Origin of the sequence: Flammeovirga sp. SubArs3, assembly GCF_947387565.1 — a bacterium.
GTDB classification, from domain to species: domain Bacteria; phylum Bacteroidota; class Bacteroidia; order Cytophagales; family Flammeovirgaceae; genus Flammeovirga; species Flammeovirga agarivorans.
In genome coordinates, this window is record NZ_CANDOA010000001.1 from 76,110 (window position 1) to 96,956 (window position 20,847).

Genomic DNA, 20,847 nt, shown 5'->3' on the forward strand with positions numbered 1-20,847 from the left:
TTACTTTTTTTTAAACAAGTATTGCAATCTTCATATAATTATATAAAAGTCATTTTAATAGTATAGTTGTCAGAAAATACACTTATTAATCAGTATATTATTTTATAATACAAAAATAAATCAGAATAATATTTTTGTCCTACATACACTTTTATACAAGTTTCACAGTTGACTGATTTTCAATCTAATGATAGGAATCACCAATATTTTTTTGAAAAATCTCAAAATATTGGAAAAATCAAGAAATTAATAGCTCATAACAGTGCAACCATCATTACATTATTATTGAATTTTATTATCTGAAATATTATTTAAAACTTAATTATGTAATCAGAATTTACTTTTAACATCTCAATCAAAAAAATTAAATAATAAAAAAGGCAATACAGTGAAGTATTACCTTTTAATAATAATATTTATTCTCTCTTTTTTAGAATACTCTATATTCGATTCCTTCCAAGAGATCTAGCTTATTTAATAACTCCGTAGATGGATCTACTTTATAAGATTTAGAGAATAGGTTCAATACCATATTATCTTCTCTAGAGAAAACCTCTAAAGACATTTCTCTTGTTCCTTGATGCTCACCCACTATTTCGACAAGTTCCATAATCATATCATCATTCAAAGAGGATACATCCACTGACAAGTCGATACCTTTACAGAAATGGTCTTTTACAGAAGAAAGTGCCATAATTCGCTGTGGGCTTAATTCCCAAACACCTTTATTTCTGTAGCTCTCTTTTACTTTTCCTGTTACACAAACAAAATCACCTTCATTAAGGAAATGTCTATGTTTATTGAAAGCTTCTCCGAACATGGCCATTTGAGTAATTTGGTCATAGTCTTCAACAGAAAAAATACCGAACTTATTACCGTTCTTACTTTCAAGAATCTTTGCTTCTGTAATCATTCCACCAACTTTGATCTCTTGCTGTTTATGAAGATCAATGTTTTTAATTGGAATACAAAAGTTTTCCAACTCCATACGATACATGTCCAGTGGGTGGCCCGAGATAAAGAAACCTACTACTTCTTTTTCAAAACGAAGCTCAACAAGTTTTGACCATTCTTCCACATCTGGAATTTTCGGAGGAGGCACCGATGCCCCACCTGCTGCACCAAATAAAGAAGCCTGCGCGGACAACTTATCTGCCTGCACACGGTTACCATATCTTAATATCAGATCAATACCTGAGAATTTTTCACCTTCAGGAATATGGAAATATTGTGCTCTATGAAATTCGAAATCATCAAAAGAACCGGCGTAAGCTAGACTTTCCATCACCTTACGGTTTACGGCTTTAAGGTTTACTCTTTCAACGAAATCAAAAATTGAATCGTAAGATTTTTCTTGACGACCTTCAATAATTGCATTGATCGGTCCTGTCCCGACACCTTTTACGGCACCCAGTCCGAAACGAATCGCTCCATTCTCATTTACTGAGAATTTATACTCTGATTCGTTGACATCTGGTCCTAACACTTGGATACCCATACGGCTACACTCCTCCATAAAGAATGTTACCTTTTTGATATCATTCATGTTATGGGTTAATACCGATGCCATGTACTCTGCAGGGTAATTCGCTTTTAAATAACCCGTATGAAAGGCGACAACAGAATAACAAGTTGAGTGAGATTTGTTGAAGGCGTAAGCTGCAAAGGCTTCCCAGTCTGTCCAAACCTTCTCTAATGCTTTTTGATCGTGACCATTAGAAGTACCCCCTTCAATAAATTTAGGCTTCAGTTGTTCTAGTAAGGCGAAGATCTTCTTACCCATCGCTTTACGTAACATATCGGCCTCACCTTTTGTAAATCCAGCCAATGACTGAGACAGAAGCATTACTTGCTCTTGGTAGACTGTAATACCATACGTCTCCGCAAGGTACTCATCCATTTTTGGAATATCATAGACAATTTCCTCTTCTCCATGCTTACGAGCAATAAAGTTTGGAATGTATTCCAAAGGACCTGGACGGTACAAGGCGTTCATGGCAATTAGGTCACCAAAAACATCGGGTTTCAGTGATCTAAGGTGCTTTTGCATACCAGCTGATTCAAACTGGAAAGTACCGTTTGTCTCTCCTCTTTGATACAACTCATATGTCTTTCTATCATCCAATGGAATATCGTCTGTATCGATTTCTATTCCATGTCGTTGTTTAATTAACTTAATAGCATCCTTAATGATCGATAGTGTACGAAGACCAAGGAAGTCCATTTTAAGCATTCCTGCATTTTCTACTACAGAGTTATCAAACTGTGTCACCAAAAGATCTGCATCTTTGGCTGTAGTTACAGGAATAAATTTAGTGATGTCATCTGGAGTGATAATAATACCACAAGCATGAATACCGGTGTTCCTTACAGACCCTTCCAATACTCTTGCTGTATTCACTACCTGTCCTTCCAGACCTGTTTCATGAGATAGCTCTTTTAAAGCATTGGCCATCTCAATTTGTTCACTGTTTAGCTTTTCATTTAGTTGTTCATCAGACATTCCGAAGAGTTTCTTCAGTTTCATATCTGGAACAAGCTTAGCGATTCTATCGGCATCACTTAATGGTAAATCCATTACTCTGGCAGTATCTTTTATTGAAGATTTTGCCGCCATAGTACCATAAGTGATAATATGAGATACTTGGTTGAAACCATATTTATCCACTACCCAGTTGATAATCTTCTGACGACCTTCATCATCAAAGTCAATATCAATATCGGGAAGGGACACACGGTCAGGATTCAAGAATCTCTCAAATAGAAGATCATACTTAATTGGGTCAACATTGGTAATACCAATAGCATAAGCTACGGCGGATCCTGCTGCTGAACCACGACCTGGTCCTACAGAAACCCCCATGTTTCTTGCTTCAGTGGTAAAATCTTGTACAATCAAGAAATAACCTGGATAACCTGTATTTTCAATGGTCTGTAATTCGAAGTCAAGACGCTCTCTAATATCATCCGTGATTGTTCCATATCTTTTTTCCGCCCCAACATATGTCAAGTGTCGTAAAAAAGCATTTTCACCTCTTTTACCTCCGTCTTTCTCATCCTCTGGATTAACAAATTCCTCTGGAATATCGAAGGCAGGCAAGAGGACATCCCTTGCTAGTTTATATGATTCAATTTTATCTACAATTTCCTGTGTGCATTCAATCGCCTCAGGTAAATCATAGAACAGTTCTTTCATCTCATCAGCAGATTTGAAATAGAACTGATTGTTTGGAAAGCCAAAACGGAAACCTCTACCTCTACCGATAGGAGTAGATTGCTTTTCTCCGTCTTTTACACATAATAAAATATCATGTGCAGACGCTCCCTCTTCATCTATATAATAAACATTATTTGCCGCAAAGTACTTAACACCATACTTTTCAGCAAAACGTAATAATACCTCGTTAACGTGGTCTTCCTCATCCAATCCATGACGACAGAGTTCTATGTAGAAATCATCTTGGAATTGTTCCAACCACCATACAAATTCTTGTTCAGCTTGCTCTTCACCAACATTCAGGATCAAGTTGTTTACAGGAGAAGACAGTCCACCTGTAGTTGCAATTAGATCTCCTTTATATTGTAAAAGAAGTTCTTTATCAATACGAGCATAAGTACCATCTCTATCTGTATAAGCACCATCGATAAAACCTTGTGAGGATAGCTTTGCTAAATTATGGTACCCTGCCTTATTTTTTGCGATCAATACCGGCTGAGAACGTCTATCAGGATCATCTCTTGTGAACTTTCTCTTCTTATGGTCATTTACCAAATAAAATTCACAACCTACAATAGGTTTTAAATCTGCTTTTAATACATCTCTAACAAAATGGTAAGCTGTGTACATGTTACCATGGTCAGTAAGACAAACTGCAGTACAGCCATCTGCTTGAGATTTTGCCACTAAATCTCCAATGGTACAAGTTGCTCTTAGAATGGAGAATTGTGTATGTGTATGCAAATGAGTAAAAGGGACATCTTTTAGACGAGCTAAACCCTCTTCCTTACTTACCTTACCTCTACCTTTATCTTTACTTTTTTCTTTAAAAGCGAAGTTGGCCTCATCAAGAACAGGAGCTTCATAAACAACTGCTTCAACAGGTACATTATTGATTGGCTCAACAACGCCATGCTCAATTAACCCAAAGAAACATCGAGCAGTAGCATCAACGTCATATGCTGCATCATGGGCATCAGCAAAGGGAACACCAAATAGTTTTTTATGAAGTTCTGTTAAGCTTGGCGATTTGAATTTACCACCTCTACCTCCTGGTAAAGCACAGAAATCTGTCGAAGACTTCATTGTATCAATCACTTCCACTTCTGTGATGGTACTTTCAATGCCTTCTCTTAAGAATTCTGCTCCTGTAACATTAATATCAAATTGGAGGTTGTGTCCCACTTGTCGATCGGCTTTTGCTAAGTCGATTTTGAACTCCTCCAATACATCCTTTAACAGATGACCATGCTCAATTGCATGTTCAGTAGTAATACCGTGAACTTTAGTCGCATTAAATGGAATTGTATAACCATCAGGTTTTACAATCAGGTTTTGTGCTTTAATCAGTTGACCATGATCGTCATGCAACTGCCAAGCTAATTGAACCACTCGGGGCCAATTTTCAAGATCTGATATGGGTGCGTTAAAGTTTTTCGGTAAACCTGTGGTCTCCGTATCGTATATGATGTATGCCATGCTACTTTCCTGCTCTAAAATTTAGTCTACAAAGCTAACAAAAAAGGACCTAAAGTGTATATAAAAATTGATAATCTAACTTATCAATCATCGCTTGAAGGAAATCAGACATTTAGTTTATTGAAGTTGAATAAATATCTATTAAAATTTCAGAATTTTGATGGTAGAATATTTTTAAAATGATATTTTTAATACATCAATTAGACATAATAACTATACGTATTTGGAAGAAATCATCTATTACATTGGGGTTGTAGGTACATTTGCCTTTGGCATATCTGGAGCTCTGGTTGCTATGAATAAAAGGTTAGATGCCTTTGGAGTGGTCATCGTGGCCTTTGTTACATCCGTTGGCGGAGGTACCCTTAGAGATACATTAATAGAAGGTAGAGATGTATTTTGGATTGATGATCCTACCTATATCTACTTTATCATTGGCGGAGCTATCACTGCAATGGTTTTTCAAGAAAGGTTAGAATTATTAAGAAAGCATTTAATGCTTTTTGACACTATAGGTTTGGGCCTTTTTACAATTGCAGGGGTTCAGGTAGGACTGAATTATAATCTCAGCTATAGTATTTGTATTATTTTGGGAGTGATCACTGGTGCATTTGGCGGTGTATCCAGAGATATTCTAGTAAATGAGATCCCCTATATTTTCCATAAAGAGATCTATGCCACCATCAGTATTTTGGGTTCTGCTATTTTTCTAGTGATGCATTATTTTGGTTTTGGTGACGGTTTGTATCAACTCATTCCCATTTCAATAATAATACTATTAAGGCTTTTGGTTGTTTCTAGAGAAATTACTCTACCATCACTTTACACTGACTTGAAAAGGAAAAAGAAAACGGAATAAAAAAAGAGCGATATTTCATTAATAAGAAATACCGCTCTTTAAATCTATTGTTGAAAAACTTTTAATTTTCTGTTTCAAATTCAGGGTTTGGCTCAATTCCTCTACTGATCATAAAAGGCCAAATACTACTGAATATAATTACTGGAACATATATGTAATACCTCTGAGGGATATCAAAACCCTGAGCTAAAAAGTAAGACTTAATGTATGCAGCTAAACCTAAAAGTACGAATGTTAATACAATTCCTACTTGTGCGATTGGTAATAATTGAATAGATCCTATTTTAAGTGGCTTCATGTATATATGTTTTTAAGTAATTTCTGTAATTAATATAGGTTTTATATACGTAAGATCAATGATTTTGTTCGATAAATAGTGTAAAATATACTTTTATTCACATTCCTTTAATAGTTCAAATCAAAGACTTTACATTATTTGGGTAATGAACTAAACAGCAACATAATAAGAACAACTATTAACGATAAAAGTTCTTTAAAATTCAATTTTATTTTTCCCGTTTAAATTTATTAAATTGTTAATAGTTATTATTTCACCAATCGACCCCCCAAAAACTAACCCATGCGAAAAATCATATCTTTTGTTACAATGAGTATTGATGGTAAAATTGCCAATTCTAAAGGAAGTACAGAATGGCTTGAAGACCTTCAGAAAGAAACACATGAAGAGTATGGATTTACTGAATTCTATCAGGGGATTGATACCACAATTATGGGAAATACTACTTATCAGAAACTGAAAAATAGTGGCAAAGAGTTTCCATATAAAGGAAAAATAAATTACGTCATCACAAAAAATACTGAAACCAAAAAAGATGATAATGTAGATTTCATTGCTGATGATGTTATGGGAACCATTAGGTCTCTAAAAAACCAACCTTCGGATAAAGATATTTGGTTGATTGGTGGTGGTAAAGTAAATGCACTATTACAAGATAATGGTTTAATTGATGAACTTCGATTATTTATTGCTCCTATTGTATTAGGCAATGGTGTCCCTCTATTTTCACCTTTTGGTAAGACAACAACTTTTGAACTCACCTTTTGTAAAAACCACCCTTCAGGTATTGTTGAGATGCACTACCACGTTACCCGTTAATTTTATCTGCATTTACTCTTTTAATAAAAGGTATTCTATTAAATATTGTGATCCATCTACATTGATTGGACCTTCATGTTCTACCCACATGGAATCTCCTTCCTCGTTGTGTTGAGTCATAAATTGATAGACCGTTTGGGCATCCAATTGTAAGCGAACCATTCCATTGTAGATATCTGCCCTATTTGACTGTTCTCCACTTTCCCAACTCCATGTACCATGGTATTCCCCATTTTGCAAAAACAAAGGGTCTTGAGTGGTTTGAAAATTTTCTGAAACATAATTATGTAATGAAGAATCTACGAACCAATTAAAAGTACTACTTCCTGTGAAAACCATAGAATAATCTAACTCAACAGGAAACGGTCCCAACCAATCCGTCCCATTACTTGTTGTGTATAAATGAGCATTTTCTACATTCCATGAATTACCACTTAGAAAAAACCTGCCATCCGCAGGGTCTGCAACAAGGTCAAATTTCACATCCAAGTGATTGGCATTGCCGATCTCATCTTCAAACATAAACCGAAGAGTAACTAAGCCTGTATAAGACAATACTGCATTTATGATATAGCCATCCAAAGTAAAAATTGCTTCACTTTGACCTAATAAATTATTACCAATGGGAACATTTGTCGTACTACGCTGATTTACCACGGTTAATTGTGCAATTAAGTTTGCAGGCAGATCAAGTAGATCAATTACTTCAGCTTCAGTATTATTGACTAATACCTTTAAGTGTGCAGAATTTATTCTAGAGGGTGTCTTTACAGAAAAACTGACATAGATTTTATCATCTTCAAAACCTCCTGCAGTATCTTTAAAAGTTGTATTTACATCAAAGTTGTTGGTGCTTTCTAATGTTAGTGTGGAGATATTGGGTTCTTCATTCGTATCACAAGAAACGCAAAGAAGAATTATTAAAATTGTAATTGAGAGGTTAGGTAGGAATTTCATTTATTTCAATAATTAAGGGTAAATACTTTGTCAATTCGTCTTTTCTAACCAAAACTCAATTCTATAGCGATATGTTCTACCTTCGAATCTTAAATTTTCTTCCATATAGCAAAAAACTTTTTCAGGCTCATCATCATACACCCTAGTTCTTATTCTTGTAGGCCCTACCGTTAGTACACCTGCTTGGTAATGTTCGATGGTATTTTTAGATAAGATTTCTTTGTAAGACCAATTCAATAGGTGTTCCGTTGAACTGAAGAAAATAGGATCTTCAATAGTGAAAAAATGTGAGATATATGAAGATTCTAAACTTTGCTGTGTATGCCAACTTATAGATCCATCTACTTTAGCCTCAACGTCGAAGTTAACGGCTACTTCTCCGGGCCCATGATCTAAGGAAGATGAGTAAGAACGATCAACATGATCAAAATTTGTATAATAAGTAGCATTTGTTACCGTCCAATTGGATGAACTAATGACATTAGTGTTCCTCATTTCATTGATAGAAATGTCTTGATACGGTTCACAGGCAATGAACGGTATTGATATAATAAGTAAAACTAGGTATTTCATTTTCACAGGTCTTTAGAGCTGATAATAAAACACTTAGACACTAAATATTGGTTCGGAATAGGGTGATTTTTGTCTTCTAATACAATAGATTCTTGAATGAATGAAAAAGGAGTTAGACAAATTATCTAACTCCTTAAAAACATGAATTATTCTAAGCTGTTTTTTTACCTTCTGAGGGGTAAAATTGGCTCATTTAAAAACCATCTTCTATTTAAAACTCATAAATTGTTTTGCCGTTATAAAATCACCTGAAGGATTACCACTCTCTTGATTACTGATTGCACTATTTACGTTTGTAGGGTTTACAGTAAACTCTCTATTTGGATATGGGAATCTTGCTGGACGAATACCGTTTGTTACACCTCCAGAGTGTAATTCTACGTCAGTAGTTCCTGTTGGAGCCACACCTTCTTCCATTAGTGGATCTTCGTTATATGTAGGAATAGTCACATTTTTATGATCCCCACCCATATTTGCATGTACTATGCTAGGCAGGTGAGTTCTATTCCATAATGCGAAGGCATTATATCCATTTCCAATTTGAGATAACCAGTGCTGATAAACAATATCCTCTAAACGGTTACCTTCCTGACCGAAGTTAGCAACTACTCTACTGATATAATCTTCTACTGCCACATCCCATAAATAAGAAGGGTTCGTCTGTGATTTATATAGATCAACAAATGACGTTACATAATCTTGACCTTGGTAGAAGTTTGGATACTTCTTAATGGCTTGCTCTACACCTGTTCTAAAGTGTTGTACCACATCTGCATTAATCCAACCTCTTTCAGCTGCTTCTGCAATCATAAAGTGAACTTCATCAGAAGCTAATACCATTGTTGGTGATGTTGCATTTAAGATAGTAGAAGGGTTTACAGCAACTAATTGAGAGTACTGACCACCATCATTAAATTTGTAATGCATATTATTTACATAATCACCATCTTCATCCTTGCCTGTAATAGTTAAGGCAGTATACATCACTTGGTCATCAATTACATAAACACCTCTGTTACCGTCAGGTCTATCTCCTTCTCTACTACCTCTGAAGTGAATCTTTTGGAACTCTTTTCCTTCTGAAGTATCATAAGCAAATGGATCAAAATCTGTATAAGCACTAACGTCTGTAAACGCTGCTGTTGATGAACCAGAGTTATCGATATGAGAAGCTACCCAGAAAATACGAGGGTCTTCTAACTTCTGCATTGATACTAACGCTTGGTCTGAGATAAACTGATAAGATTGTCCACCTACTCTACCTTCGTTGGCAACTCCAGAACCGTTCACTGTTTGTCCCCAAGGACCATCACTTTCGTTATGTCCTAACACTGCAGATTGTGATAAACCATCGATATATTTGTTGGTATTAAAAGCTTCTGCAAAGATCTCCTTACCTCTTGCAGGGTCACCTGCAGACATGTAAATACCAATCTTCATTAGTAATGAGTTACATAAACGCTCCCAAGAGTCAGCATCACCACCATAATAGAAATCTTCAGTAAATAACGCTCCTTCACTAATGTTTTCTCTTGCTGCTTTTAATTCAACAACCATGGCTTCAAAGATATCTTTTTGTGGGTCATACGCTGGGTATAAAATCCCTTCAGAATATCCTTTACCTGCCTCAGAATAAGGAACATCACCATATATTGATGTTGCTCTTAAGTAGTTGATTACTCTTACAATCGCTACTTGAGCTAACTTACCTTTATTCTCTACACCTTCAGCTTCCATTTGAGCTTCTAGACGAACTCTGATATCCTCTATGTTTTTAGCGATATCATTGTAAATCAATGTCCAAGTAGCTTCTGTGTAAGAATCATTTCTGTTAAAACCCTGTCCTTGATTATACTGAGGGTTAGCAGTTACACCAGACATTGGTCCAGCCATAATCAGGTTTCCTCTAAACCCTTCGTGACCACTAGAGAACACTTTTGCTTGGATAAAAGTGAACTGATATTTAGGGTCCATATCCCCACTTGTATAATCGTTATCGTTCATTTCTCTGAACATATCAGTACAAGCAGTTGAGAAAAGTAATGCACCAGCTAATGCTGCATATTTTATAATTTTTTTCATGATAGTATCTGATTAGAAGTTAGCATTTAATTTGAAGCCAAATGTTCTTGGTAAAGGCATATTGAAATATTCAATACCTTGACCGTTTCCTGAAGTAAATGATGCCTCTGGATCGATGTTATCCGTATTTCTCCATAAGTAACCTAAGTTGTTACCATAAGCAGTAAGCGATAAGTTTCTAAATGGTGTTTTCTCTAAAGACTTGGCTGGTAGTCTGTAAGAAATTGAAACTTCTCTTAGCTTAATGAATGATGCATCAGATACGAATTGCTCATCGATTGTTGCTACTCTTCTATAATATTGTTCCGGATCTACAGAACCTGTGTAAGGTTGTCCATCTGAAGTAACTAGGTTGCCTGGATTCCAGTGACCGCCTTGGTAATACTCGTCTCTACCCACAAGTGTTTCCTCATGCTTACCGTTGGCATACATCGAAGCATTTGTTTGTGAGTAAATCTGACCACCGAATTTACCATCGATTAGTACTGAAAGTGATACATTCTTATAAGTGAATGTGTTTCTCCACCCTGCCATCCAAGGTTGAATCGCGTTACCAATTTCTGATACTTCATCCGATACTACTGGTAAACCGTTTTCATCTACTACGATATTACCTGAATTATCTCTTGTATATGTTTTACCCATAATCACACCATATGATTCACCTGGGATTGCTTGTACTGATACAGATCCTGTTGTTGGCATTAATAAGTAAGACTCAACACCTTCTGTTAAAGAAACTACTTCGTTTTGGTTGTATGCTGCTGTTACCATCATATCCCAACGGAAGTTGTCTTTTTGAATTGGCGAGTAATTAATCATTACTTCCACACCTTTGTTTTGAATCTCACCAGCGTTAATTAATGCTTGGCTAAATCCTGAACCACTAGAAACATCAACACCTAAAATTTGGTCTGTTGCTCTTTGGTTATAGTATGCGATATCAAATCCAACTTTGTTGTTGAATAATCTTAAGTCTAAACCGAATTCATAAGAGTTAGACATTGAAGGCTTTAGGTTCTGGTTAGGAATAACATTTCCATCAATACCACCCATTGACCATCCATTGTTTGGATATCCACCAGGGTTACCGTTCACCATGTATTGTAAGTGTAAGCTGTAAGGGTCAGTATCAGAACCTACCTGTGCCCATGATGCTCTAACTTTACCGAATGATAACCAATCAGGCATTGTCCAGTCCATGTCTGAGAATACCCATGAACCACTTACTGATGGATAGAAGTATGAGTTATTGTTTAAAGGTAGTGTTGAAGACCAGTCATTACGACCTGATACATCTAAGAATAAGAAACCTTTATAACCAATTGATGCTGTAGCATATACTGAAGCAATCGCTCTTTCATATCTATTTAATGAGATAAATCTATCAGAACCTGCTTGCGGGTTTTGTAAATCTTCAGAAGTGAAGTTTGATGAACCAATATCTGTCATATCATGTAATTGGTGCATGTATGAACCACCAGCAGTTGCATTAATATCGAAATTACCGAACTTCTTACTGTATTGTAATAAGAAATCCATGTTGTTTTCAGTCTGTAGATTTGTTCTTTCGTAAGCTCTACCTTGCTCATACAATGGAGTATAAAGCGGATCTAAAGTATTTTGTCTAAATGAAGTAACGTCAGTACCACCACGAACAACTAAGTTTAATGCTTCGTTAAACTGATAGTTTAAGCTTAACATACCTAACATTCTATCTTGCTTATCCATGTTCTGCACTTCGTTCATCGTCCAGTATGGGTTAGAGTTTCTCTCATTATAACCAATCGGTCTACCGTTGGCATCTTTGTAGTTACTCATCCAATCCATGCTGATAGTATTAGGAATACCCATTAATGCATTTTGGTAGTTATAAATGGAGTTACCCATTGCCATACGGTTATTTGCCTCTTGGTGAGTATAAGTTACCCTTGTATCTAAAGTTAACTTATCATTCATCAATTTTGTGGTACCTCTAACGTTGAAAGTGTGTCTGTTAAATGTCGAATTTTCAACGTTACCACTGTTGTTCATGTTTGAGTAAGAGAAACGTACATTGGAAGTTTCGTTTCCACCAGTCAATGAGATACTATTGTTGAAAGTTACCCCTGGCTTGTAGAATTGATCGTAAATATTGTAGTGTTTTACTTCTCTTGTCTGGCCATCATAGAACTTATCCGTTGTCATACCTGGTGTCACTTTTGGACCCCACATTCTAGTACCATCCGTTGACTTTGGATCTGTTGGGAATTGTCCCATTGTACCGTGTGCATATTGGTTTTGCATTGTTGGAGTGATCCCTACTAAATCGAAGTTTACACCTGTAGAGAAATCAATACCTAATCCTTTTCTATTCTCACCTGATTTTGTTGTGATTAAGATCACACCGTTGATGGCTCTTGTACCATATAGAGCCGTTGCTGCAGGTCCTTTTAATACTGACATCGATTCAATATCATCAGGGTTGATCGATGATAAACCATCACCTGTATCGATACCACCATTGTCCATATCGTCGGCATTTTCGAAAGTCGAGTTACTCATCGGAACACCATCAACAACATATAATGGTTGGTTACTTCCCGAAAGTACTGCGTTACCACGAATAACAACATTAGATGACGAAGCTGGTCCTGAAACCGGAGTGACTTGAACACCAGCAACTTTACCATTTAATGAGTTCATTAAGTTGGCTGATGAATTTTCTCCTAATTGCTCAGATTTCACTTCAGATACCGCATAACCTAGCGATCTTTCCTCTCTTTTAATACCTAAAGCGGTAACTACTACCTCTTCAAGTTCTTCAGCATCTGCTTCAAGAGCGATATCGACATGGTCTGAGTTTGCGATATTAAAATCAATCGTCTTATAACCTATAAATGAAAAAGATAAGACATCTTGTCCTTCTTGAACTTGAACAGTGAAATTACCATCAAAATCGGTAACAGCACCGCTTGAAGTTCCTTTTATTAAGATATTAACCCCAGGTAGTGGTGCTTGGTCAACAGCATCAGTTACAGTACCTGTAATGGTTCTTTCTTGGGCATAGGAAGCCCCCGCCGAAAGCATAAACATGCTGATCAGCACCAAGAAAAATTTATTCATGATATGATAATAGAATTAGATTAGTATAGTAAAGTCATAAAAAGGCGGTAGTGCCCTATTTAAGTAATAAATGAACTAACGTTACATTCTAGATCAACAAATGGTGATCAGGCAATTGAATAGTGTAGAATGATAAAAAGTTAGAAACGTAGTTTAGATAATGTAGTGTTTTATCATACTTTATTCTAGTTAAATTAAATGGTTTTATAATGTTACTTTTATTCTTCTGAAGTATATAAGTGTTTTGTTTACATTACAAACGTAGCAACATGCATAAACACGCACAACATAAAATTAAACTTTAATACAAATTACCTTTCTCTAACAAAAAAAATCTTAATAATACCTACATTTTTTAATAAACAAGCATAAACAGGCAAAATCAACATCAAATTAGCCTATAAATGCTGCATAAATTCGTGATTTTGGGTCTTTTTAGTTTGATGTTAATCATAATTTTAATAACACTATATACACTTAACAATAAGTGAGTTACCTCTATTAACAAAACCACTAAAAACAATGTGAATATGCATAACCCAAAAACAGGCACACTCATGAAAACCGTAAATTACTTGCAAATAATTAAGATATTTTATCTCCGAATCTATTTTTTTTAAATATAAAATCGCCAATTACTGCATGTTTTTGCATGTATTTGCATTGATTAACAGATAAAGTCGTGCATTATGTTGCAAATATTTAAAAACCTTCGATACATTTGTGTCATCAATACACTTAAATAGTATAGTTGTATGACAAACATAAATTAGTAGACTAAATTTTTTATTTCACTTCGCAAAACAAAAATGAGACGATTATTACATTTTATTATTCTATTTTGTTCTGTTCTCCTTATGAGTAACACTGTTTCTGCTCAAGAACGCAGTGTTAGTGGTTCAATCAAAGATGCCGGTAATGGAGATCCGCTTGTTGGTGCAAGTATTAAAATACAAGGAACAACTACAGGTACCATTACAGATTTCGATGGTAAATTCTCATTAATGGTAACAGACGAAACGGTGTTAGAAGTCTCTTACATCGGTTATCAATCAAAAAAAGTAAATGTAGGCAACCAATCTGTATTAAACATTTCGTTGGATATGGATGCAACACAAATGGAAGAAGTTGTGGTTGTCGGTTTAGGTGTTAAGAGAGAAGAACGTTCTCTTGGATATGCCGTTCAGGAGGTTACAGGTGACGATCTTGGATCTGTACCTAACTCTGCCAATGTGATGAACTCACTTTCAGGTAAAGTAGCTGGTGTTCAAATTAATCAAGTTGGTGGTGGTCCTGGTTCATCTTCCAATGTTGTTATTCGTGGTAATGCTATCTTAGATGGTTCAAACCAACCACTTTACGTTGTCGATGGTATTCCATTAAACAACAACAACTACGAAAATGCCAATGACAAAGACAATGGCGGTGTAGATACTGGTGATGGTCTTTCGGGTATCAACCCAGAAGATATTGAATCAATGTCTGTACTGAAAGGACCTGCAGCGACTGCGATTTATGGTTCAAGAGGTATCAATGGTGTAATCATGATTACAACAAAATCTGGTAAAGGTGGAAACCAAGGTTTAGGTGTGGACTTTTCACATGCTTCTACTATCTCTACTTTTGGTATCACTCCAGATAACCAGGAACAATATGCACATGGTACAAACGGAGCTTTCCCAGCTTCTCCAAAAGATGATTTTGGTATGTGGGGTCCAAAGGTAACGCCAGGCATGACAACAAATGCTTACTATGACGGTCAGGAAAGAGAAGTAAAATTCTATGATAACTACGATGCCCTTTTCAAACCATCATATACTGCTAACACTAACGTTGCATTGACAAAAAACACTGAATCCAGCTCAGTACGTTTCTCTTATTCAAATATGAGTAACAATGGTAACGTGGACAACCAAGGGTACGACAGAAACACTTTCAGTTTGAGAGGTACTTCTGATTTAAATGACAAACTTCACTTAGATGCAAGAGCCAACTATGTGAAAGAAGATGCCAAAAACAGACCATACATGGGTAACAACGGTTATAACTATATGGGCTACCTAGCTGCGATTCCAAATTCATATGATGTAAATTGGATGAAGGATTACAAAGATGAAAACGGACGCCCAGTTGGTTATGACCAAAACAACAACAACCCTTACTGGACAATGAATGAGGTGTCTTATGAAGATACAAAAGACCGTTTTATGGGTATGGCTTCATTAACGTACGATATCACTGACCACTTAAAAGTGATGGGTAGAGCAGGTACTGACTATACTTCATGGAGAGCTTATTCTGTTGACCCATTATACACACCTCAATACTCAGGTGGCCGTGCTTATGAAAGAACACAATTAGAGAGAGAAGACAACTTTGATGGCATGTTAACTTACGACAACAAGTTTGGTAAGTTCGATGTGGTTGCCAATGTTGGTACTTCATACATGCACATTCAAAGACAATATTCTGATACAGGTTCATCAAATTTCTCAGATCCATTACAACAAAACCCGATGTCTGGTTCTGATAGATTTATGTACTACAGTGCTTATGAAAAAGCGATTGCATCAGTATACGGAACCGCTTCTATTGGTTATGATGGTTACTTATTCCTAGACGTATCAGGTCGTAATGACTGGTCATCTACTCTACCATTAGATAACAATTCGTACTTCTACCCTTCAATCAGTGGTTCATGGGTATTCTCTGATATGGATTGGGATACTCCAGACTGGTTAACTTTCGGTAAAGTAAGAGCATCATGGGCAAAAGTAGGTTCAGATACAGATCCTTACATGTTATATCAAAACTATGAGATCGATGGTAACTCTCAAGACGGTTTACAAACAGGTGGTATTAAAGGTAACACAATTAATAACTCTGCTTTAAAACCATCAATGCAAACTTCTTACGAACTAGGTTTCAACTTAAGAATGTTTGATGACATCGTTAACCTTGATGTAACGTACTACAACTCAATGTCAAAAGATCAAATCATGAAGGTGCGTATTCCAGAATCATCAGGATATGAAGATGCGATCATTAACGCAGGTGAAATTGCCAACAAAGGTGTTGAAATAGCTTTAGGTATTAATGTTGTTAGAAAAGAGAACTTCAACTGGCATTCACAAATCAACATGGCTTACAACCAAAACGAAGTAATTTCATTAACGGATGAGGTAAATCAGTACTTAATTGGTGAAGGTCCTGTAAACATTGTAGCTGCTCCGGGTCAACCTTACGGTGCCATTTATGGTACAGCATATAGAAGAGATGACAACGGTAATATCATTGTAAACGAAGATGGTATTCCTCAAGTAGAAGATGGTTACCAACAAATTGGTAATTCTGTTCAACCTTGGATGGCAGGTTGGATCAACAACTTCCAATATAAAAACTTCACATTGGGTATCGTGATTGAAGGTAAATTCGGTGGTGACCTTTACTCTCAAACAAATGCTCAAATGTACTCCAATGGTAAGCACCAAGATACTGCAGACGGTAGAAACCAAATGCATAACACTGGTACATACAACCCTGGAAATATGGTATATGAAGATGGTACAGCCTTCACAGGTTTCACTAACTCACAAGATATTCAAAACTACTACCAAGCAACTTCTGGTGTAGACGAAGAGTTTATCTATGATGCTTCATACATCAGAATCAGTGAATTATCATTTGGTTATACTTTCCCTAAAGTGATGATTAGCAACCTTAAGATGCAAGATCTAAGAGTTTCTTTCGTAGCCAACAACGTTTGCTACTTATGGAAGAAAACAGAGAACATTGATCCAGCAGCATCTTTTGCTTACGGTAATGCTCAAGGTATGGAAGTGGGTTCTTACCCTCTACCACAGACATTCGGTTTCAAGCTTAATGCTAAATTCTAATCCTCTTACATCACTTTAGTTTCAAATAGAAAATAGTTATGAAATTCAATAAATATATTGTTGGTGCTGTATTGGCAGCGTCTATGTTCTCATGTACTCAGAAGTTCGAAGAAATGAACAATGACCCTTGGGCTTCTAGTGAAATGGATCCTAAGTACCAATTCACTCACATCCAAAATAAACCATATACGGATGGTGGTGAAAGCTGGAGAACAAATATTATTATGACAGGCCCGATGTCTCAAGCAACAGGTAACTTGTATGCATCTGGTGAAGCGTTCAGTACTTCTTACAAAGAATGGGCTTGGAACAACATCTTTAAGGATGTATTAAAGAATGTCACTGACCTAGAAACAAAACTTGCTCCTGAGACTGCACAATTAGGCCAAGTAAAAATTGTCAAAGTGATTGACATGATGAAGGTGACTCAACTTTACGGAGACATCCCATATGCAGAAGCAGGAAAAGGATATGTTGAGCATATTTTATACCCTAAATACGATAGCCAAGAAGCTGTATTCGAACAAATGATTACAGACTTAAAAGCTGGTCGTGATATGATGGATAAAGGTGAGACATTTACTGATGATTTCTACTATAGAGGTGATGCCGCTGCTTGGAAAAGATTAGCCAACTCTATGCTAATGAAGATTGCATTATTTATGTCTGAAGGCAATGCTGAAAGAGCTAGTGAGGTATTCCAAGAAGCATTTAACCACAGTGCAGGTTATATCTCAACATTAAATGAATCAGCAAAATTAGAGCACTCATTAAATGGTGGCCCTTGGGGACAACATATGAATGGCGCTGGTGCTGCAATGACATCTCAGGTAGGTGGATTCGCTTACGGTTACATAAGTGAGACTTCTTTAAAGTCGATGCAATCTCGTAAAGATCCTCGTTTATTTTATGTAGCTGGTGTGCATGACTACTCACAAGCACCAAGTAAAATGATTTACCCTACAGAAAACTTCGATCCATTTGAAATGGCTGAAGAATGGGGTGAAGCTGTTAAGCCTGTTTCATTAAGAGGTACTCGTATGGGTGATCAAGATGGACAAATCGCCATGTTTGCTTTTGAAGCTAGTGGAAACGCTGACGACGCTACAATTATTAATGCTGATTATTTTGCTAGAGTTAATACAACAGATTCAACTGCATATCCTAGTGAATTACCATTACGTGGTGCTGATAAATTTACGTTAGCATCATTAAATAACGAAACGATCTTAAACCCATTATCTCCTACCATTATTATGGGTTCTGATGAAGTTCATTTTTTAATTGCTGAAGCGATTGAAAAAGGTTTAGTAGGTGGCAATTCTGCCACTCACTTCGAAGCGGGTATTAGAGATGCTTTCAAGAAATACCAAGTGTTCTATCCAGGTCAGGAATATGCTGAAGCAGCAATGCAAGTATATAGAGAGACTTCTGGAGATCAAGGTTATTCTTATGATGGTGCAATGGCTGATTATGTAAGTGCAGAATTGCAAGCATTTAATTCCTCAACAAATAAATTAGATAACATCATTTACCAAGCTTGGGTATCTCAAATAGGTAATGGTATCTCTACATTCTCACTTTGGAATAGAACGCACCTACCATCGTTTGTAACTCCTGTATTGGATAGAGATAAATATGAATTCTTAGACATCCCAGTATATACTGAAGATATCAGACCATTATATATCGCAGGTCAGGATTTACCAGATCCAGTAGGAATCAAGAAAGTTCCTTTCCATTCTCCAGGTTCAACATCTTACGTTCGTTCGAGACGTTTTGATTATCCTAATAACGAAATGTCTTCTAACACTACCAACTACCAAGAGGCGGTGGAAAGACAACGTGGTGATGCTGGAAACACAGGACAATTCAACACTGTAGATATGTGGAGTAGCTATAAAGGCACTTTCTCCAATGCACAAGGTGTTGAGATCATCAAAAATTAGTATTTAGAAATTATTCATTATCTATTTACAACTTTGCTAAAAGCTTGCTTTGTATCCATTTTGGATATGAGGCAAGCTTTTCTTTTTAGCATAAAAAAAGAGTATGTCTCACTAGAAAACATACTCTTCCTTCTCATCTATTTTGATTGATGATCATCAATCATTTTTTTATGGTCTTGCATCATCTTCGCATGACTTTCATCTAATCTCTTGTGATCGGCTTTGATTTGGTTATGTTCTTTTTCCATCTTAACATGATCTGCCTTTACCTCTTCTTCACTCATAGATCCACTTTCATGTTTCTGTTCTAATGCTTCATGATCGGCAACAAGTTCGATATGCCTTTCAACAATTTCCTTGTGCTCGATTATTATTGCATTATGATCTTTTTCCATTTTTATATGGAGGGTATCATCTTCACTCATCACTGACATATGTTCGTCAATCATCTTTTGATGGTCTTGTTCCATTTTCTCATGTGCCTTTTCCATTTGTGCATGATCCTTTTCAAATTGATCATGTTTTTTGGCCAATTCATCGTGGTAATTGCTTTTCTGACCACATGAAAATATGAACATAGAGCATAGAAAGGCACTAATAAATAATTTTGGGTGGATACTATTCATTTTAAAATGTTGTGTTATTGCAGTTAAATAAAAACTCGTTAATCACTGATAGTAAACAATATAAGATATTAATTTATTCCATTTGATTTTGTGGTATAAAAAAAGGAAGCCATTCCAAAAAAGAAACGGCTTCCTCAAATTCTTTACATCTTTAAACTATCATCATCTTAACAAAGCAAAAAATTGATGGGCTAAAAAATCATCGGTCAGTTAAATAAATTAGTTAATTATTGAGTTAAAAAAGTAGATTGTAAAACTATGAATCACAATATAGTATACCCTGTTTCTTGCCCTTTCTACTTTTATTTATTGACAGAAAAATTTCATAATCCGATTTTGTTTAATGAAAAGTGATTAAATCATACCATAAAATGAGCATTATAAGAGTATTAAGCTCTTTTTTGTATCTAGTAGATTATGATCCAGAAATAAATTTTCAATTTTTTCTGAAACTTTAAAAACTTTGTATATATTTGAAATATGAAATTTGAAGAAGCAAAAAATAAGTACATTCAAACTTGGGGGGCTTTGGGTTCACAATGGGGCATAAATAAAACTATGGCTCAAATCCAGGCACTTTTAATGATCTCTACCGAAGCACTTTCGATAGAAGAGATTATGAGTGAACTTCAAATTTCTAGAGGGAATGCATCGATGAACATTCGAGCTTTAATCGACTGGGGTATCGTTTTTAAGGAAACAAAATCTGGTGAACGAAAAGAATTCTTTACAACCGAAAAGAATTTGGATCGATTGGCAGTGACGATTGCTAAAGAAAGAAGTCGAAGAGAATTACAACCTGCAATTAGAATGTTAAAAGAGGTTTCTACAATTGAAACTAACGATTCTATTGCTGAAATGGAATTTGTTTCTCAGACAGAAAAGCTACACGATTTTGTATCAAAAGCTGATAGTCTTGTGGATAAGGTTACTCAATACAAAGAAAATTGGTTAAGCAAATTGATTATGAAAATATTAAAGTAAAAA

General features: G+C 35.8%; 12 protein-coding genes. 5 read left to right on the forward strand and 7 right to left on the reverse strand.

Annotated features, from left to right (window positions below):
• Positions 1-430 precede the first annotated feature (430 nt).
• The gene (gene dnaE, locus QL232_RS00320) at positions 431-4,696 is read right to left on the reverse strand and encodes a DNA polymerase III subunit alpha (protein ID WP_281612550.1); all 4,266 of its coding nucleotides are present in this window, start codon (positions 4,694-4,696) and stop codon (positions 431-433) included.
• 223 nt (positions 4,697-4,919) lie between these two features.
• Here dnaE and QL232_RS00325 point away from each other — a divergent pair, with 223 nt between their 5' ends.
• Positions 4,920-5,555, forward strand: coding sequence for a trimeric intracellular cation channel family protein (locus QL232_RS00325; RefSeq protein ID WP_211093381.1), 636 nt, complete (start codon positions 4,920-4,922; stop codon positions 5,553-5,555).
• Positions 5,556-5,616: 61 nt separating this feature from the next.
• Here the strand turns inward: QL232_RS00325 and QL232_RS00330 are convergent, their stop codons facing one another.
• On the reverse strand, positions 5,617-5,853 hold the full coding sequence (locus tag QL232_RS00330) for a hypothetical protein (RefSeq protein ID WP_168884591.1): 237 nt from the start codon (positions 5,851-5,853) through the stop codon (positions 5,617-5,619).
• 282 nt (positions 5,854-6,135) lie between these two features.
• On the opposite strand from QL232_RS00330, the gene QL232_RS00335 reads away from it, so the two are divergent.
• The gene (locus QL232_RS00335; RefSeq protein WP_281612551.1) at positions 6,136-6,672 is read left to right on the forward strand and encodes a dihydrofolate reductase family protein; all 537 of its coding nucleotides are present in this window, start codon (positions 6,136-6,138) and stop codon (positions 6,670-6,672) included.
• 12 nt (positions 6,673-6,684) lie between these two features.
• Here QL232_RS00335 and QL232_RS00340 read toward each other — a convergent pair whose 3' ends face one another.
• From QL232_RS00340 to QL232_RS00355, 4 genes are all read right to left on the reverse strand, one after another.
• Positions 6,685-7,629 carry a hypothetical protein gene (locus QL232_RS00340; protein WP_281612552.1) on the reverse strand — a complete coding sequence of 315 codons (945 nt, stop codon included), beginning with the start codon at positions 7,627-7,629 and terminating at the stop codon, positions 6,685-6,687.
• 30 nt (positions 7,630-7,659) lie between these two features.
• A complete protein-coding gene (locus tag QL232_RS00345) occupies positions 7,660-8,202 on the reverse strand; it encodes a hypothetical protein (RefSeq protein WP_281612553.1) in 543 nt (180 codons plus the stop codon).
• 207 nt (positions 8,203-8,409) lie between these two features.
• Positions 8,410-10,284 carry a SusD/RagB family nutrient-binding outer membrane lipoprotein gene (locus QL232_RS00350; RefSeq protein ID WP_281612554.1) on the reverse strand — a complete coding sequence of 625 codons (1,875 nt, stop codon included), beginning with the start codon at positions 10,282-10,284 and terminating at the stop codon, positions 8,410-8,412.
• Between the two features lie 12 nt (positions 10,285-10,296).
• The gene (locus tag QL232_RS00355) at positions 10,297-13,389 is read right to left on the reverse strand and encodes a SusC/RagA family TonB-linked outer membrane protein (protein WP_168884586.1); all 3,093 of its coding nucleotides are present in this window, start codon (positions 13,387-13,389) and stop codon (positions 10,297-10,299) included.
• Between the two features lie 809 nt (positions 13,390-14,198).
• Between QL232_RS00355 and QL232_RS00360 the strand changes: the two genes are divergently transcribed.
• Both QL232_RS00360 and QL232_RS00365 read left to right on the forward strand, forming a co-directional pair.
• A complete protein-coding gene (locus tag QL232_RS00360) occupies positions 14,199-17,285 on the forward strand; it encodes a SusC/RagA family TonB-linked outer membrane protein (RefSeq protein WP_168884585.1) in 3,087 nt (1,028 codons plus the stop codon).
• 38 nt (positions 17,286-17,323) lie between these two features.
• Positions 17,324-19,234 (forward strand): SusD/RagB family nutrient-binding outer membrane lipoprotein, encoded by a 1,911-nt coding sequence (locus QL232_RS00365; protein WP_281612555.1) that lies wholly within the window; start codon positions 17,324-17,326, stop codon positions 19,232-19,234.
• A gap of 137 nt (positions 19,235-19,371) precedes the next feature.
• On the opposite strand, the gene QL232_RS00370 is transcribed toward QL232_RS00365, so the two are convergent.
• Entirely contained in the window at positions 19,372-19,860 is a 489-nt protein-coding gene (locus QL232_RS00370; RefSeq protein WP_281612556.1) for a hypothetical protein, read from the reverse strand.
• A gap of 480 nt (positions 19,861-20,340) precedes the next feature.
• On the opposite strand from QL232_RS00370, the gene QL232_RS00375 reads away from it, so the two are divergent.
• Entirely contained in the window at positions 20,341-20,844 is a 504-nt protein-coding gene (locus QL232_RS00375; protein WP_281612557.1) for a MarR family transcriptional regulator, read from the forward strand.
• The last annotated feature ends 3 nt before the right edge of the window (positions 20,845-20,847 follow it).

Bases quoted from the DNA above. Each gene is read 5' to 3' on its own strand.
- QL232_RS00360 (WP_168884585.1), top strand. From the start codon at position 14,199: ATGAGACGATTATTACATTTTATTATTCTATTTTGTTCTGTTCTCCTT.
- QL232_RS00335 (WP_281612551.1), top strand. From the start codon at position 6,136: ATGCGAAAAATCATATCTTTTGTTACAATGAGTATTGATGGTAAAATT.
- QL232_RS00345 (WP_281612553.1), bottom strand. From the start codon at position 8,202: ATGAAATACCTAGTTTTACTTATTATATCAATACCGTTCATTGCCTGT.
- QL232_RS00330 (WP_168884591.1), bottom strand. From the start codon at position 5,853: ATGAAGCCACTTAAAATAGGATCTATTCAATTATTACCAATCGCACAA.
- QL232_RS00340 (WP_281612552.1), bottom strand. From the start codon at position 7,629: ATGAAATTCCTACCTAACCTCTCAATTACAATTTTAATAATTCTTCTT.
- dnaE (WP_281612550.1), bottom strand. From the start codon at position 4,696: ATGGCATACATCATATACGATACGGAGACCACAGGTTTACCGAAAAAC.
- QL232_RS00355 (WP_168884586.1), bottom strand. From the start codon at position 13,389: ATGAATAAATTTTTCTTGGTGCTGATCAGCATGTTTATGCTTTCGGCG.
- QL232_RS00370 (WP_281612556.1), bottom strand. From the start codon at position 19,860: ATGAATAGTATCCACCCAAAATTATTTATTAGTGCCTTTCTATGCTCT.
- QL232_RS00350 (WP_281612554.1), bottom strand. From the start codon at position 10,284: ATGAAAAAAATTATAAAATATGCAGCATTAGCTGGTGCATTACTTTTC.
- QL232_RS00365 (WP_281612555.1), top strand. From the start codon at position 17,324: ATGAAATTCAATAAATATATTGTTGGTGCTGTATTGGCAGCGTCTATG.
- QL232_RS00375 (WP_281612557.1), top strand. From the start codon at position 20,341: ATGAAATTTGAAGAAGCAAAAAATAAGTACATTCAAACTTGGGGGGCT.